This window comes from Pseudomonas sp. C32, assembly GCF_030417915.1.
Taxonomy (GTDB): domain Bacteria; phylum Pseudomonadota; class Gammaproteobacteria; order Pseudomonadales; family Pseudomonadaceae; genus Aquipseudomonas.
The window spans coordinates 1-15083 of the sequence record NZ_JAUHUK010000039.1 but is presented as its reverse complement, the minus strand read 5'-3'; the positions used below and the strand labels follow the sequence as shown (position 1 = coordinate 15083).

The 15083-nt window shown below is 61.7% G+C and carries 11 protein-coding genes; 2 read left to right on the top strand and 9 right to left on the bottom strand.

Annotated features, from left to right (window positions below):
* Nucleotides 1-196 precede the first annotated feature (196 nt).
* The 6 genes from QYH43_RS26585 to QYH43_RS26560 all read right to left on the bottom strand — a co-directional run bounded on the left by QYH43_RS26585 (nt 197) and on the right by QYH43_RS26560 (nt 9239).
* Nucleotides 197-1282, bottom strand: coding sequence for an LLM class flavin-dependent oxidoreductase (locus QYH43_RS26585; RefSeq protein ID WP_095057707.1), 1086 nt, complete (start codon nt 1280-1282; stop codon nt 197-199).
* A gap of 40 nt (nt 1283-1322) precedes the next feature.
* A complete protein-coding gene (locus QYH43_RS26580; protein ID WP_301158487.1) occupies nt 1323-3905 on the bottom strand; it encodes a TonB-dependent receptor plug domain-containing protein in 2583 nt (860 codons plus the stop codon).
* Between the two features lie 192 nt (nt 3906-4097).
* Nucleotides 4098-5699, bottom strand: coding sequence for an ABC transporter substrate-binding protein (locus QYH43_RS26575; RefSeq protein ID WP_301158486.1), 1602 nt, complete (start codon nt 5697-5699; stop codon nt 4098-4100).
* Nucleotides 5700-5703: 4 nt separating this feature from the next.
* Nucleotides 5704-6912 carry an LLM class flavin-dependent oxidoreductase gene (locus tag QYH43_RS26570; RefSeq protein ID WP_301158485.1) on the bottom strand — a complete coding sequence of 403 codons (1209 nt, stop codon included), beginning with the start codon at nt 6910-6912 and terminating at the stop codon, nt 5704-5706.
* A gap of 15 nt (nt 6913-6927) precedes the next feature.
* Complete coding sequence (locus tag QYH43_RS26565) at nt 6928-8151, bottom strand: lipase family protein (RefSeq protein ID WP_095057711.1); 1224 nt, start codon at nt 8149-8151, stop codon at nt 6928-6930.
* Nucleotides 8152-8165: 14 nt separating this feature from the next.
* The gene (locus tag QYH43_RS26560) at nt 8166-9239 is read right to left on the bottom strand and encodes an ABC transporter substrate-binding protein (RefSeq protein WP_095057712.1); all 1074 of its coding nucleotides are present in this window, start codon (nt 9237-9239) and stop codon (nt 8166-8168) included.
* 111 nt (nt 9240-9350) lie between these two features.
* Between QYH43_RS26560 and QYH43_RS26555 the strand changes: the two genes are divergently transcribed.
* Nucleotides 9351-9608: a hypothetical protein gene (locus QYH43_RS26555; RefSeq protein WP_095057713.1), complete on the top strand. Its 258-nt coding sequence runs from the start codon at nt 9351-9353 to the stop codon at nt 9606-9608.
* Between the two features lie 65 nt (nt 9609-9673).
* A complete protein-coding gene (locus tag QYH43_RS26550) occupies nt 9674-10756 on the top strand; it encodes a sigma-54-dependent Fis family transcriptional regulator (RefSeq protein WP_095057714.1) in 1083 nt (360 codons plus the stop codon).
* Between the two features lie 102 nt (nt 10757-10858).
* Here the strand turns inward: QYH43_RS26550 and QYH43_RS26545 are convergent, their stop codons facing one another.
* Genes QYH43_RS26545 through QYH43_RS26535 form a run of 3 tightly spaced genes read right to left on the bottom strand, consistent with a single transcriptional unit; the run spans nt 10859 to nt 14471 of the window.
* Nucleotides 10859-11875 (bottom strand): phosphotransferase, encoded by a 1017-nt coding sequence (locus QYH43_RS26545; protein WP_301158484.1) that lies wholly within the window; start codon nt 11873-11875, stop codon nt 10859-10861.
* 9 nt (nt 11876-11884) lie between these two features.
* Entirely contained in the window at nt 11885-13165 is a 1281-nt protein-coding gene (locus QYH43_RS26540; RefSeq protein WP_301158483.1) for an aspartate aminotransferase family protein, read from the bottom strand.
* Complete coding sequence (locus tag QYH43_RS26535) at nt 13158-14471, bottom strand: amino acid permease (RefSeq protein ID WP_095057717.1); 1314 nt, start codon at nt 14469-14471, stop codon at nt 13158-13160. Before QYH43_RS26535 ends, QYH43_RS26540 begins: the two co-directional genes overlap by 8 nt.
* Nucleotides 14472-15083: the final 612 nt, after the last annotated feature.

The following is a 15083-nucleotide window of genomic DNA, read 5'->3' as shown; positions in this document are numbered from 1 at the left end:
TGCGATGGTGGATGTGCCGCCGTCATCGCTGGCAAGCCAGCTCCTACAAGGGATGGTTGTGAACACAGTTTTGTAGGAGCCGGCTTGCTGGCGATGCGATGGTGGATGTGCCGCCGTCATCGCTGGCAAGCCAGCTCCTACAAGGGATCGTTGTGAACACGGTTCTGTAGGAGCCGGCTTGCTGGCGATGGCGTCGTTATGCCACGCGCGTCTGGCGGCGGCGTGCTTCTTCGCGTACGGCCGGGATGATCCAGCGGCCGTAATCAACGGTGTCGTAGAACGGATCGTAGCCACGGTTGAGGAAGGTCGTCACACCCAGGTCGACGTAATCGAGCAAGGCCTGGGCCACGGTTTCCGGGGTGCCGACCAGGGCGGTGGTGTCGCCGTAGGCGCCGACAGCGGTGGCGGTGGGCATCCAGAGCGCACGGTCATGGCGATCACCCAGGGCTGCGGCGGCGAGAAGGCGTTCGGAGCCGGTGCCCTTGATGCGTTTTTGCCAGGGGCTGCCGGCTGCGAACTGCGGGTTGGCCTTGATCTGTTGAAGAATCTGCTCGGCGCGCTGCCACGCCAATTCCTCGGTGGCACCAAGGATCAAACGCACCGACAAACTGACCTTCGGCGCCTCCACGCCCGCTGCGCTGGCGGCGGCGCGCAGCTTGCCGATTTGCTCGGCAACGCCACTCAACGGCTCACCCCACAATGCGTACAGGTCCGCGTGCTTGACGGCGATCTGGTAGGCGATGTCCGACGAGCCACCAAAAGAAATCGGAATGTGCGGCTTTTGCAAAGGCTTGACCGGTGAGAACGCGCCCTTGATGTTGAAATACTGCCCCTCGAAGTCGAACGGCTCCTCGGCGGTCCAGGTGCGTCGAACGATTTCCAGGTACTCATCGGTACGTTTGTAGCGCTCGGTCTTGTCCAGCAGGAAGTCGCCTTCCTGGGGCTCGGCCGTGATGCCGGTAATGGCGTGCAGGCGAATCCGGCCACCGCCGGTGGTGTGATCGAGCGTCGCAAAGGCTCTGGCGGCGACGGTTGGGGCGGACAGAGCCGGACGATGGGCGATCATGAAGCCCAGGCGCTCGGTGTGAGCGGCGGCGTAGGCAGCGATCTGCAAGCTGTCGGCGCTGCCCGGGCCGCTGGCGATCAGCACCCGGTCGAAACCTGCATGCTCGTGGGCTCTGGCGTGGTGGCGGATGAAATCCAGGTCGAAGTCGGGGCTGCGAACGCCGCGGGTTTCGGACCATTGGCGAGGAAAAATCATGCCGACAAATTCAATGGACATGGGGACACTCCTGAGGACGGTAGGCGGTTTGGCCGCGGGCTTAGAATTGGTAATCGACCTGGGCCAGCACAGTGCGGCCAGGCATGGGTTGCAGGAAGGTATTGGTGGACCCGGCCAGACCGCTGACGAAGTTCAATTCATCCGTCAGGTTGAGTACGCGCAACGTGGTGCTCCACTGCGGCTGGCGGTAGTACACCGCAAGATCGAGGTTGTACTCGTCGGGGATTTTCACGGTCTTGCTCAGGTTCAGGTACCAGCTGCTGGTCCACCAGCCGGAGAGTTCGGCACCAAAGCCTGACTCGAAGCGATAGTCGACATAACCACTGGCGGTGTATTCGGGAATCTGTACCGCGTCGAAGCGCCCGGACGGTCGCTGGTTGAGGCTGTTGTTGTCGCCGAACACTGTGCCGTTGTCTGGAATGAACCCCGCCGAGGCAAAACCGGACTGGGAAGCAAATTCGTTGTAGGCGGTGAGTTTCGAAAGGTTCAACGCCGTGCGCAGGTGGTCGTCAGGTTGGTAACGAATGGTCGACTCCACGCCCTTGATCACCAGTCGCGCAATGTTGTTGTTGCTGTCGGGTGACTGATCCCGCTCCTGCTTGAACGCAGCGAGGGTCATGAACAGCTCGTTGGGCACGGCTTCTACCTTCAATCCCACTTCGTGCAACACGCTGAGGCTTTCGAACGCTAACGGGTTGAGCAGGTTGGCTCCGGCGCCGCTGCCCCAGCCCAGGCCGTTGGAGAAGAACCCGGTATTGACCGCCAACGAGCGATCAAAGGTGTAGTACAGCGTGCTGTTTTCGGTGGGCTTTACGTACGGACTGACCTGAAAGGCAAACAGTCGGTAGTTGTCACTGTCCTTGCGCGGGTTGCCGCCGGCGAGTACGAAAGGGTTTTCGATTTCAGCGTCGATCCAGCTGCGGCTGGCGCCGATGTTCAGGCCGACACGCTCACCCAATTTCAGGTTGTGCTGGGTGAACAACGTCTGCGTGGTCCAGGTGCTTTCAGCGGTGTAAGGCGCGACGGATTCGGCGTACAGCCCGTGACCGGCCGGGTACATGGCCGGCAGATTCAGCCAGCCATAGTAGTTGGAGAATTGTGGTACACCGGGCTGGCCGATCCAGGCAGCGTTGCCACCAGCCGGATTGGAACCGGTCAGCCCCAGCAGATCCCCCGGATTCTTGCCCGATGGGTCCTGAGTCACGTCATAGGCGTTGATGGTCGAACCGAAACTGTTATTGGCGGCGATCGACTGGTTGAACTCACGACGGTAGATTAGCCCGGTATTGCTGTCATCACGCAAGGTCAGACCGCCCAGCTGCGTTTCGTTGCGCGAGCGAAACTCGAAACGGTTATCGAAAATATTGTCCTTGGACTGCACCTGGAAAGAGCCGACGGCGTCGGTCATGTCCCGCGAGCGCTGGTAAAACGTGTTGTTGGCCAGGGTGATGGTCGGCGTCAGATCGGCTTCTGCCCTCAGTTGCGTGGTGAAGCGCCGCGAAGTGTTTTCATCCTCATCGCGCTGACCGGTTTGGGAGGACAGGGAGGTCAGGCCATTGCCGGCCAGCGACGGGTCATAAACCCAGCCGCGCAGGCTGCCCGGCTTGGTTTGTGTGTTAGGAGAGGCTGACTGGAAACTTCCATCGACCACGCTGTATTGGCCCTGAGCGTTCCGTTGGCGCTTGACCCAGCCCAGGGTCGGCGCATCAGCCGCCCCGGAGGCGAGTACCGGCGACCACAAAGTGTTGCCGTTCTGGATGATCGGCGTGGCCCGTCCTGCATAGTATTTTGCGCTGTCCACCAACTCCTGGTTAGCGCGGTTCCAGCCGTGGGCGATGTTGTAGTCGTAGTAGTCGTCGTAACTGGCATTCCAGTCGACCCGCACGTTGTCATTGCGCCAGGCGAGGGCGCCGTAGAACGCGTCGAAGTTGTTGTCGACGTTGTCGTAGAAATCCTCCTGGCGCTGCTTGGTGATGCTGATCCGGTAGGCCAGGTTGTCGCTGAGTGGGCCGGTGTTATCGACGCTGAATTTACTGGAATCACGGGATTCACCGTCCGGCACCCAGGTGCCCAGCTCACCGCTGAGCCTGGTTTTGAACTCATTGAAATTCGGTTTCTTGCTCAGGTAATTGACGTAGCCACCACTACCGGACACCGAGCCATAGGTCACCGAGGACGGACCGGCGACGATGTCGGCGCCTTCATAGGCGTTGAAGTTGGCCGGGTGCCGCACGCCGTAAGCACGCTGGCCGTCCTGGAAAACTTCAGAACCCTGGGCGCGAAATTGCGGTGCGATCCCGGCGTTCTGGCCGCCGCCACGGGTGATGCCTGGCGCGTACTTGACCAGGTCGTCGGCGCTGCGGATCGGGTCGTTGGCCAGTTGTTCGGCATTGACCTGAGTGATCGAGCGCGGAGTGTCGAGCACTTTGGTTTCGATGCCTCCGTAGATCGAAGACTCGGGCCGGGTGGGCAGGGCGTCATCGTCGGAATCGGCGGCGCTGGCTTGAACAGTGACGGTTTGCAGTTGAGTGTCGGCGGCGAAGGTCGCGGTCGACAGGGTAGAAACGATGACCAATGCCAGAGCGTGGCCAGAAGCGGGACGAACGAAGCCGATAGAGGGCATGAAAATGTGCCTCGATAGATAAATGCATTGAATGGCGTAAACGTCATAACGGCCACCACCACCACCCTGTAGGAGCCGGCTTGTTGCGGGCGGCGTTCCGACGATGGCAGCCGTGAGACGCCATCGCCGGCAAGCCGGCTCCTACAGGTCAGTGGTGTAGGGTCGACCGTGGGGTGTCAGCGCCCGTGTGGGTTATGCCGTGTCTTTCAGCCAGAGCTTTTCAAAGCGCCAGGTGCTGAATAGCGACTCTTCTGCCGCCGCACCGCCCACGCGGTTGGCCACGCTGTCGAGCAGGTCGGCATAACCCCAGATCAACATGCCGCCGCGTTCGTACTGGATTTGCTGGACCTGGTGGACCAACGCCCTGCGTTTCTCTAGGTCGGGTTGGGCCATGGCCGCCAGAAACAGCTCGCTGAACTGCGGATCGTTGAAATGGGTTTTGTTCGACACGGCAAACGGCGCGTCGGTGTGAATCGCGCTGGCCAGGAACGGCGCGCCGATGCTGCCGCCGGTACTCAGCGTCCAGTCGTTGCGCAGCGGTCCCTGGTATGTGGCCAGGTCGACCTGCTTGACCTTGAGCGTGACACCAATGCGCTTGGCCTGTTCGGCCAGCACCAACGCTGAGGTCAGCCCCGGACCGGGTGTTGTCACCAGTTCCAGTTCAAGGTTTTCATGCCCGGCTTCCTTGAGCAGTTGCGCCGCACGTTGCGGGTTGTGAGGGCGCGGCCCAAGCGTGTGGTTGAAGGTCGGATCGCTCGGCGCATAAAGGTCGTTGGCCACTCGGCCCTGACCGTTTAGCGCCCGGCGCACCAGTTCCTCCCTGTCGGCCAGCAGACGAAATGCCTCCCGTACCCGTGGATCGTTAAACGGCGGTTTGTCGAGATTCATGTCGAACGACAACCAGTTACCGGTGACTGATTTGAGCACCTTCAACCGTGGGTCGCGCTGCAGCACTTCCAGCTGTTCGGTGGGCATTACGTTGGCCATGTCGATCTGCCCGGAACGCAGGGCCGCCAAGCGCGAAACCTGATCCTTGAAGTCGATGATTTCCAGCTCATCGGCGTAGGGCTTGCCATCCTTGTAGTAATTCTCGAACCGCGTGAACAGTGAACGCTGGCCGGGGGTGAAACTTTTCAGTTTGTACGGGCCTGCGCCCACCGGGTTGGTCACTGGGTGATAGTCCACCGGCACGATCCCGCCAAAGTTGACCCAGGTTTCCGCCAGCGGCATGTAGCTGCGGCCCTCACGAAAGTTCAGGCGCACGGTGCGCGAATCGAGTTTGACCAGGTTGTCGCGGTCCACCCAGTGCAGCAGCGCGGCGTAGGGCGAGGCCAGTTGTGGATCGGTGAGGCGGCGAATGGAGAACATCAGGTCATCGGCGTCGATGGTTTTGCCATGGTGAAATTCCAGGTCCGGACGCAGGCGCAATGTCCAGCTGCTGGCATCGGCATTCGGCTCGGCGAATTCGGCCAGGGCCAGGCGCGGTTGCATTTGCTCGTCCCATTCCCACAACTTGCTGTAGAGAGCAAAGCCGCGAACGATGCCACTGCCGATGGGTTTGTGCGCGTCGAGGTTACCGCTCTGATTGCCGTCGAGAATGCCCAGGCGCAGACGTCCGCCATACCGCGGCTGATTGTCGGCAGTGGCGCTGGCGGTTGGCTTTTCGCTGCTCGGGCCGCAGCCCGCGAGCAGGCCGCCACCGAGCAGGCCGCCACCGAGCAGCAAGCCACCGCCAAGCAGCGCGCTGTGGCCGAGAAAATCCCGGCGGCTGAACAATGAGTGATCGTCGCTCATGGCATCAGGCTCCGGTCGGACCGTTGGCGGAACGCAACTCCAGCGGCGCTTCGGCAGGGCGACTGAGCTCTACACGGTCGCTGCGAAAGTGCGGCAGGACGTGTTCACCCAAGCGATAGGCTTCTTCCAGGTGCGGGTAGCCGGCCAGGAAGAACAGATCGATGCCGATGGCGTTGTACTCGCGGATCCGCGCCACGACATTCTCGTAGCTGCCGACCAGGGCACAGCCCGGCGGGATGCCGATGTAGCCAAAACCTGTCCAGACGTTGGGGTGGATGAAGAAGTCGTCGAAGCTTTGGGTTTCGGTCTTTTGCGCGAACCCGCTTTCGTAGCTGAGTTTGCGCGCGGTGCGCAGCCCGGCATGGGCTGCCACTGCCTTGACCGCGCCCCTGGCGATGCCTTCGTCGAAGAACCGCTTGGCTTCGGTACGGGCCAGTTCTTCGGTTTCCCGGGTAATGACATCGATCGACAAGCCGAAGCGAATATCGGTGCGCCCGTACTTCAGGGCACGCTCACGAATGTCGGCAATCAACGCGGCAATTTCATCCGGATGCTCGGCGCGCATCAGATAAAAGTCGGCGTGTTTGGCCGCGAACTCCCGAGCCGGGATCGATGAGCCCGCGGTGCAGATCAGTGGCAGCTCGGCCTTCTTCAGCGGCCCGCGCAAGCCACCCCCTTCGGCTTTATAGAATTTGCCCTCGTAGTGGAAGTTCTCGTTGTGCCAATAACCCTTGACCACGTCCATGAACTCGATGGCCCGCTCATAACGCTCGTCGTGATCGCTGAAGTCACCGACCTGGCGCTGAATCGCATCCGAGCCGCCGTTGATGATGTTCCAGACCAGGCGGTTTCCGGTGGCGCGCTGATAGGTCGCGGCCTGCTGCACTGCCACCCACGGCGTGTAGTGATAGGGCTGGAATGCTGTGACGAATTTCAGCGTGCGGGTTTCCCGGGCCAGCAGCGAGCAGACGGTCCAGGGTTCTTCGCCGGTGGGCGCATTGACCATCAGGGCACCGCCGAAGCCATTGATTTCCGCAGCCTTGGCGATTTGCCCGAGGTAGTCGATGTAGGTGAACTGATCGCCGACGCTGAAGCCCGAGACCGCGCCGGTGCTCGGCCCGCCACGATGCCAGTCACCACGGTTGCGCGGGTCGCCGGGCAGGAACTGGGTTTCGCCATGCAGGGGCAGGCGAGTGAAAAATTCAATGCTCATGTCGAGGGCTCCGTCTCACTGCACGCTGGGGTTGCAGATGGGGGTGATGGGCTGACCGTTGATGACCTTGTGGGCGAACGGCACCGAATCTTTGAGCGACGCGTTGACCGTTTCGCTATGACCCAGCCCTTTGTAGAGGTGGCCTTCGACCACCGAGCCGGTCTTGCAGGCGTCTTGCATCAGCGCGACCTGGGTTGAGGCCGCCGGGGTTTTGTCTTCGGCGCCGGTGCCGATGAATATCGGCTGGGCCAACTTCAGCGTCGGGTAGGACACTTGCTTCTGCCACGCCGCGAGCTGGTCGCCCTGGTAGTCTTTTTTGGCATTGGCCGGTGTCAGGCCGACGCCGACCACATCGCTGACCAGGGCCGCCAGGCAGCTGGTGCGGGCTTGCTCGAACAGTGGCAGCGCCTTGTCGGTGTAGAAATCCTTGGGGTTGATGCTCGGGTCGTACTGCTGCGCCGCCAGCAAGGTGTAGAAACCGTAGGCGAGGGACGCGTCGACCTTGTTGACGTCCTGTTCACCGACGTTTTTCGCACCCACGGTGTAGATCACGCCGGTGCCGATGCTGCCTTTGACACCGAGGTCCGGCGCATAAGTCGGTGCGTAGGCGGCGGAGGCGAAGGCGCCCGCGCCCCCTTGGGACTGCCCGACGATCAGCACTTTGTTGGCCAGCCCCGGAACACCGGCGACCACGGCTTTGGCCGCATCGAGAATGCCGTAGGCCGCCATGCGATTGTTCAGCAACGGGTGCCCACCGGGTACGCCAAGGCCCTGATAATCGGTGGCGACAATGGCATAACCTTCGTCCAGCCAGCGGCTGAGGTACTGCACGTCCCGATAGGAGCGGCCTTGCCACGACGGCGCGCAAACGTCCGCTACACCGACGGTGCCATGGCCCCAACTGGCGACCGGCCAACCGCCGGCAGGTGCCTTGCCCTTGGGCAGGAACAAGGTGCCGGAGACCACGATCGGGGTCTTGTTGTCGATGCCGTCGGTGGAGGTGTAGAGAATTCGTTGCGCACTGGCGGCGTTGGGCAGGCTAAGGGTCTTTTCCAACGGCTCGCTACGCAGCAGTTTGCCAGGCGTAGCCGGGATGATTTCTTGCCAGGTATAGAACGCCGAGACACGGCCGTCACCTTGTTGCGAATCGGGTTTTGGTGCGTGTGTGCCGGCCGCCATGGCTGTGATGGACAGCGCCAGGACACTCAAACCGAAGACGAATTTTTGCGGCAGTTTCATCAGGATTTCCCTATTTATGGATTGTTGCTGACCTGGCCACGCAGGGCCGGCCAGTAGTCGGTGAGCTTCAGGTCGATCAGCGCCTGGCGGGTGAAGCCGGTGGCCAACGATGGGGTGATGTCGTAGTTGTCGCGGATCAGGTGATTGGCCAGCGCGTACTCGGTCAGTGCCTGGTAGTGCGCCTTGAGTTGCAGGTCGCTTTTCGGTGCCCAGCGCTCTTTCCAGGCCACGGGATCGTTTTGGTCATCGCGGCGCAGCACGCTTTCGGCGGTGCCGGCGCGGGAGGAGAGTTGGTAGTAGGCGTCCTGATTCTGCTCCTGGGAAATCCACCAGGCGGCCTTGACCCAGGCGGTGGCCAGCAGCTGCGTGATGTCCGGATGCTGCGCGACAAAGAGGTCGGTGCCCCACAGGTCGGAGATCAGGCGCCAGTCGTTTGCGCCTTGTTTGGTTGACCAGATGATCTTGCCTACGCCTTTATCTTCCAGCGCATAGGCCTCGCTGAGCAGCACCGCAGCGTCGACCTTGCCCGCGGACACGGCGGCCGCGCCGACTTGCGGGTTGAGGTTGGCGATTTTGAAATCGTCGAGCTTCAAGCCTTTGCTGGCGAGGAAGTTGCTGAAGGCGAACTCCCAAGGGCGCCCGCGATGCAGAGCCAGGCGCTTGCCTTTGAGGTCCTCAATGCTCTTGGCGGTGGAACCTGCCGGCACTACCAGGTAGATATTGTTGCCGCTGCCACCCGGGACGATCAGCTTGCCCGGCACGCCACCAGCACCGGCAATGACCGAAGGCAGGTCGCCGCGCACCGCGAAGTCGATGCTGTTGTTGCTGAAGCCTTCGTTGATCTGCGGGCCGGCGCCAGCGTGGGGCAGGGCGATCCAGTCAAGTTTGACCCCGCGCTGATTCAATTGCTGCTCAAGCCAGCCATCTTCGATTACGCGCCCGGCGATACCACCGAACACCGGTTTACCCCCCTGGGTGTACGCGACGATGGCGATCTTTACCGAGGCGGGTGCCTGTTCGGCAAGTGCAGTGGCCGTGAGCAGAATCCCGGTCAAGGCGACCAGGCTGTTGCGCCAGAATTTTTTCATTGAAATGTCCCCGATTCGATTTCCAAAGTCATCACATCCGCGTTCCCCTAAACACGCTCCTGTAGGAGCCGGCTTGCCGGCGATGGGGCCGTTGAGCCGTGTGTTGCCGGTATGAGCGCTATCGCCGGCAAGCCAGCTCCTGCAAAGAATGTGTTGTGTTGGGAGGGGAGAGAGCAGATTGCATGCCATTGCGCGAAAAAAACGCTGCAGGCCTTGCAGGGCGGGGCGTGTGGCGCGCCGGCCGGTGGCGGGGCCGTGCGCAGGGTGTTGATCTGCAAGCAAGGCAATGGGGGCAAATTGCTGCTCCAGCAACAAGGCACTAGCAGTTTTGCTTTATATTCCTCAATGGAATATATAAAGAATAATTAATAATTATTTAGTCTAATAATCTTCATGCAATATTAAGCACGCGCTTTTACTGCCAGGAATGCACCATGTCGCTGATCACTCATCCAAATGCCCGTGAATTGACCAAGTCGGTGCGGGCCACCGTTCTGGTGTTCAAGGACCCGCGCTCACAGGAACTGCTCAGTCGTATCGAGCGCCTGGCCCCGAGTGAAGCCAATACGCTGATCATCGGCGAGACCGGCACCGGCAAGGAGTTGGTCGCGCGGCACATCCACCATTTGAGTCGCAGGGGACGAGAGCCTTTCGTTGCCGTCAACTGCGGCGCCTTCGCCGAAACCCTGGTGGAGAGCGAACTGTTCGGCCATGAAAAAGGTGCGTTTACCGGCGCTACCACGACCAAGGCCGGGTGGTTCGAAGCGGCCAATGGCGGCACGTTGTTTCTCGATGAAATCGGTGATCTACCGCTGAACATGCAGGTCAAATTATTGCGCGTTCTACAGGAGCGTGAAGTCGTGCGCCTGGGTTCGCGCACGCCGATTCCAATCAACGTTCGACTGGTGGCCGCGACCAACGTGAACCTGGCGGATGCGGTGGTTGCCGGGCATTTTCGCGAGGACCTGTTCTACCGACTGCACGTCGCCACGATCCGCCTGCCACCCTTGCGCGAGCGACCGGGCGATATCCTGCCACTGGCCGAGTTTTTCCTCGAAGAGCATTGCCAGCGACTGGGCTATAACCGCGCCACATTGAGTGAAGAAGCGGAGCGCAAGCTGCTGGAACACAGCTGGCCGGGCAACATCCGTGAACTGGAAAATTCCATTCACCATGCCTTGCTCGTGTGCCGCAATCAACGCGTCGCGCCGGCTGATCTGCACCTGGTGGACATGCGCTCTTCGGGCATCCGTCATGAGCAGGAGCAATCAGTACAGACAAGCCCTGCGATTGCCGGGCCAGTGGATCTGGAAGCGGCACTCAATGCGCTGTTTGAACAGAACATTCCAGACCTTTACGAACACATCGAGGAGACCATTTTTCGCGCCGCCTACCGGTTCTGCCATGGCAACCAGTTGCAGACCGGGCGGTTGCTGAACATCAGCCGCAACATCGTTCGGGCGCGGCTGGAGAAGATCGGGGAGTTGAACAAGCCGCTGGCGGTGGGGGCGTCTTGAGCTGGACCGAAGGTGGGTTTGATGGCCCCATCGCGAGCAGGCTCACTCCTATAGGGGGCGGCTGTGTTCTGCAGGAGTGAGCCTGCTCGCGATGGCGGTGCATCAAATCTGTAAATACTCCCGCGCCAGCCCGCACGCGCGCTCAATCAGCATCGGTGCCAATTCAATCGCTGTCGGCGTGCCCTGGCGGGTGTGAATCCAGCCCAGGTACGTGGTGCCTCGCAGCATCAGGAACAGTGCCAGGGTCTTGCGATCGGCCTCGGTCAGCGGCTTGACCGCGTGGTAACCGTCCAGCAACGCGGCCTTCATCTGCTCAAAACGCGGATCATCCAGGCAGAAGTACAATGCCGTGGCCAGTTCGAACATGTGCCAGCCAAATCCGGCATCGTCGAAGTCGATCAGGCGCAGTTGCGGGCCTTCGATCAGCAGGTTTTCCGGCACCAGGTCGGCGTGAATCATGCCGAAGTTGCCCAGGTGCCGACCGTATTGGCGCAAGTCCTTGCGTGCCGTACGGCGCGCGTGTTGCAACAGATCACGCTGCTCATCGCTGAGCTGTTCCAGCTCCCAGAACCGTCCCCAGAATGGGGTGGCGCCGATCAAGCCTTCTTCGTCCCAGGCATGCCGGACAAACTCGTCCGGCTGCTGCCACTGCGCCGAATGCAGGTGAATGCGCGCGGCAATCGCCCCGGCCTCGTTAAAGAGGAAATCGATCTCCGTATCGGCTTGCACGCCCGCCTCGGACGTCCCGGCAGTGGCACCGGGCAGCCAGGCGAGCATATCGATGTGACGCGCCTCGCCGATGGCCTGGTGGGTGACCTCGATCAGGTGGCTATCATCTTGCGCGCGGATAATCTGCGGCACGGTAATGCCGGCACTGGCCAGCGCTTCCATCCATTGCAGCTCGGAGCGCAGGGCGGCTTCGCAGTGATAGCCGTTGCGGTGGATGCGCAAGGCCACGCGCTGACCGTCGTGGCGGCGGGCGGAGAACACCGCGTTTTCGCGGAATTTCACCAGCTCCAGGTCAGCGAAATCGCCTTCCCATTGCAGCAAGGCATGGCGTGCCAGGTCGTGCAGGCGGGCGACTTGCTGGTCGTGGGGCAGGGTGTTGAACTCAGTCATGGCAGGGCCTCAAATCGCGCTGAGCGCGTTGTCCAGCGTTTCAACGAACAGGTCGGCGTTGTCGCGGCTGAACACCAGCGGCGGACGCAGCTTGAGAATGTTGTCGCCGGCGCCGATCTTGCTGATCAGCACGCCGTTTTCGCGCATGTCGTTCACCACTTTGCGCGCCTCCAGCCCGGCCGGCTCCTTGCTGGCGTGGTCGCGTACCAGTTCCATGGCGAAGAACAGGCCCTTGCCCCGCACATCGCCGATGATCGAGTGCTTGCCCGCCAGCACTTGCAGGCGTTGTTGCACATAAGCGCCGACGTTTTGCGCGTTTTGCAGCAGCAGCTGCTGTTCAATCACATCCAGCACGGCCATGCCGACCGCTGCCGCGACCGGCGAGCCGCCAAAGGTGTTGAAGTACATGGCATGGCGGCCGAAGGATTCGACCAGCGCCTTGTGGGTGATCAACCCGGCCAGGGGATAGCCGTTGCCCATCGGTTTGCCGAGGGTGACGATGTCCGGCACTACGCCATGGGCCTGGTGGCCCCACAGGTGATCGCCGGTACGACCGAAACCGGACTGCACTTCGTCGGCGATAAACAGGCCGCCGGCAGCGCGGATCAACGCCGCGGCTTTGTTGACGAAACTGGCCGGCACCCGTGGCAGGCCTTCGTTGGCGAACAGGGTGTCGATCAGCAATGCGGCGGGGCGAATGCCCTGGGCCTGCATCGACGCAATGGCCGCCGCGATATTCGCGGCATATTCCTCGGCCAGTTGCGCTTCCGTGGTGCCGGCCGGTGCGTGGTACAGGCATGGAATCGGCACCGCGCGAGCATGGGCGGCAAACGGTTCCGGCGAGGGCAGGGCAGTGGTGACTTCGGCCAGCGACGCTGAGTTGCCGTGGTAGTTGTAGTCGCTGACGATGATCCCGGTGCCGCCGCTGGCGAAGCGTGCCAGGCGCAGCGCCAGTTCGTTGGCTTCGCTGCCGGTGCATGTGAACATCGCGGTGTCCAGCGGCGCTGCGAACGTCGCGGTCAAGCGCTCGGCATAGCGCACCACTTGCTCATCCAGGTAGCGAGTGTGAATGTTCAACGTGGTGGCCTGGCGGTGCATGGCCTCGGTCACGTGGGGGTTGCAGTGACCGACGCAGGGCACGTTGTTGTAGACGTCGAGGTAGCGGCGGCCGTCGACGTCGAACAGCCAGACGCCTTCGCCGCGCACCAGGTGCAGAGGTTTATCGTAGAACAGTGGCGAAGCGCTGCCGAGCACGCGATGGCGGCGTTGCAGGAGAGTGTCTTCAGGCATGGTCTGGAACCTCGATGGCGGTGGTGCGACGGTTGCGCAGCAGGTAGTTGAAGATGCACAGGGTGAAGGTCACCGCGAGGGCGATCAGCATCAGCATGTCGAGCTGGAAGCAGGCGGCGATCACCACCAGCGTCAGGGCCAGGCCGAGCCAGGCAACCAGTTTGCCGCCGACCAGGGTGAATGGCCGTGGCAGGTCCGGTTGGTTGCGTTTGATGTGCAGGTACGCGCCGAAGATGAACAGGTAGCAAACGTTGAGCAGCAGCACGACTGCGAGCATCACAGTGGCCGGGTCGACTTCCGACAGCGGCAGGCCGATCACGCCGATCAGCAACAGCGCCAGGTAGGGCGTGCCGCGCTTGCCGGTCTTGCCCAGCCATTGCGGGAACAAGCCATCGCGGGCCATGGCAAACAGCTGGCGGGAAGCGGCGTAGACCAGCGAGAAGAAGGTCGCGATCAGGCCGAACACCGCGCCGCAGCCAATCACCTTGGCCAGCCACGAACCTTCACCGAAGGCACTGTTGCTGGACATCGCGGCGTACAGCGGATCACCCGCTGAACCGACCAGTTCAACACCCCCCGCGCCCGGTGCGCAGACCAGTACCACCAGTGCGGTCACCAGCAACGTGCCGATGGCCGCCAGAATGCCGCGTGGCATGGTGCGGCCGGGGTTGTGTGCTTCCTCGGCTGCCGAACCGGTTTGTTCGACGGTGATGAACAGCCAGATGGCGAACGGCACACAAGCGAAGATGCCGCCGAGGCTGACCGGTGTGGCGACGTTGGCGGGCAATGTCAGCAAATGGGTCAATTCGACATGGGGCGCCATGGCTACGCCAAACGTGAGCAGTGCAACGACCGCAATCACGCCGGCAATAAAGGTCAGGCCCATGGCCTCACCGACGCCGCGCATGTGGATGCCGATGATCACCGCGAACAGGGCGATCTTCACCGGCCAGCCGCCGAGGCCGAAAATCGACTCGGTGTAGGCGCAGATGAAAGTTGCCGCCGCGCCAGTGCCGATGGTCAGGGCCAGCGCGCACGCCACGCCGACCAGATAACCCACGAACGGCCCGAAGGCACTTTGCGCATAGACGAAGACGCCGCCAGCGCTGGGCAGTGCGGTGGACAGTTCCGCCACGCACAACGCCAGCCCGCCGCAGAGCAGGGCCATCAACAGCGTGGCGATCAGCATATTCAGCCAGCCACCGGCCATCAGCCCGAAATTCCAACCGGAAAACTGCCCGGCCACCACCAACGCAATTCCGAGGCCGGCGATCTTTGGCCAGCCCAGCGCACTTTTCTTAAGCACAGAAGTCTCCCGCGACCCGAAGGTCGATTTATTGTTTTAGTGAGAAATGGAGGGGTTTGAGCGTTGTCTGGCAAGGCAACCCAGAAGCAGGTAGGCCCTGAGGTCGGCTTCGATACTACGCCCGAGGTGCGCAACGGCATGTTTGCGCGCATGCCATGTGGTTGGTTGTGGGTGCCAGATTTTAGGTGACGTACACGGATTTTGTGTTCACTGCAGATCCTCGTAGGAGCCGGCTTGCTGGCGAAGGCGTCGGGTCAGTCGCCCGGGGTGTTGAATGGCGCACTGCTATCGCTGGCAAGCCAGCTCCTACAGGGGAGTTTTGTCGTACACGGTTTTTGTGTGCACTGCAGATCATCGTAGGAGCCGGCTTGCTGGCGAAGGCGTCGGGTCAGTCGCCCGAGGTGTTGGATGACGCACTGCTATCGCTGGCAAGCCAGCTCCTACAGGGGGATTTTGTCGTACACGGATTTTGTGTGCACTGCAGATCATCGTAGGAGCCGGCTTGCTGGCGATGGCGTCGGGTCAGTCGCCCGAGGTGTTGGATGACGCACTGCTATCGCTGGCAAGCCAGCTCCTACAGGGGATTTTTGGCGTGCACGGATTTTGTGTGCG

What these genes read in the sequence shown, in the direction of transcription:
- QYH43_RS26585 (WP_095057707.1), bottom strand. Translation starts at nt 1,282, where the DNA reads ATGTCCATTGAATTTGTCGGCATGATTTTTCCTCGCCAATGGTCCGAA.
- QYH43_RS26580 (WP_301158487.1), bottom strand. Translation starts at nt 3,905, where the DNA reads ATGCCCTCTATCGGCTTCGTTCGTCCCGCTTCTGGCCACGCTCTGGCA.
- QYH43_RS26575 (WP_301158486.1), bottom strand. Translation starts at nt 5,699, where the DNA reads ATGAGCGACGATCACTCATTGTTCAGCCGCCGGGATTTTCTCGGCCAC.
- QYH43_RS26570 (WP_301158485.1), bottom strand. Translation starts at nt 6,912, where the DNA reads ATGAGCATTGAATTTTTCACTCGCCTGCCCCTGCATGGCGAAACCCAG.
- QYH43_RS26565 (WP_095057711.1), bottom strand. Translation starts at nt 8,151, where the DNA reads ATGAAACTGCCGCAAAAATTCGTCTTCGGTTTGAGTGTCCTGGCGCTG.
- QYH43_RS26560 (WP_095057712.1), bottom strand. Translation starts at nt 9,239, where the DNA reads ATGAAAAAATTCTGGCGCAACAGCCTGGTCGCCTTGACCGGGATTCTG.
- QYH43_RS26555 (WP_095057713.1), top strand. Translation starts at nt 9,351, where the DNA reads ATGAGCGCTATCGCCGGCAAGCCAGCTCCTGCAAAGAATGTGTTGTGT.
- QYH43_RS26550 (WP_095057714.1), top strand. Translation starts at nt 9,674, where the DNA reads ATGTCGCTGATCACTCATCCAAATGCCCGTGAATTGACCAAGTCGGTG.
- QYH43_RS26545 (WP_301158484.1), bottom strand. Translation starts at nt 11,875, where the DNA reads ATGACTGAGTTCAACACCCTGCCCCACGACCAGCAAGTCGCCCGCCTG.
- QYH43_RS26540 (WP_301158483.1), bottom strand. Translation starts at nt 13,165, where the DNA reads ATGCCTGAAGACACTCTCCTGCAACGCCGCCATCGCGTGCTCGGCAGC.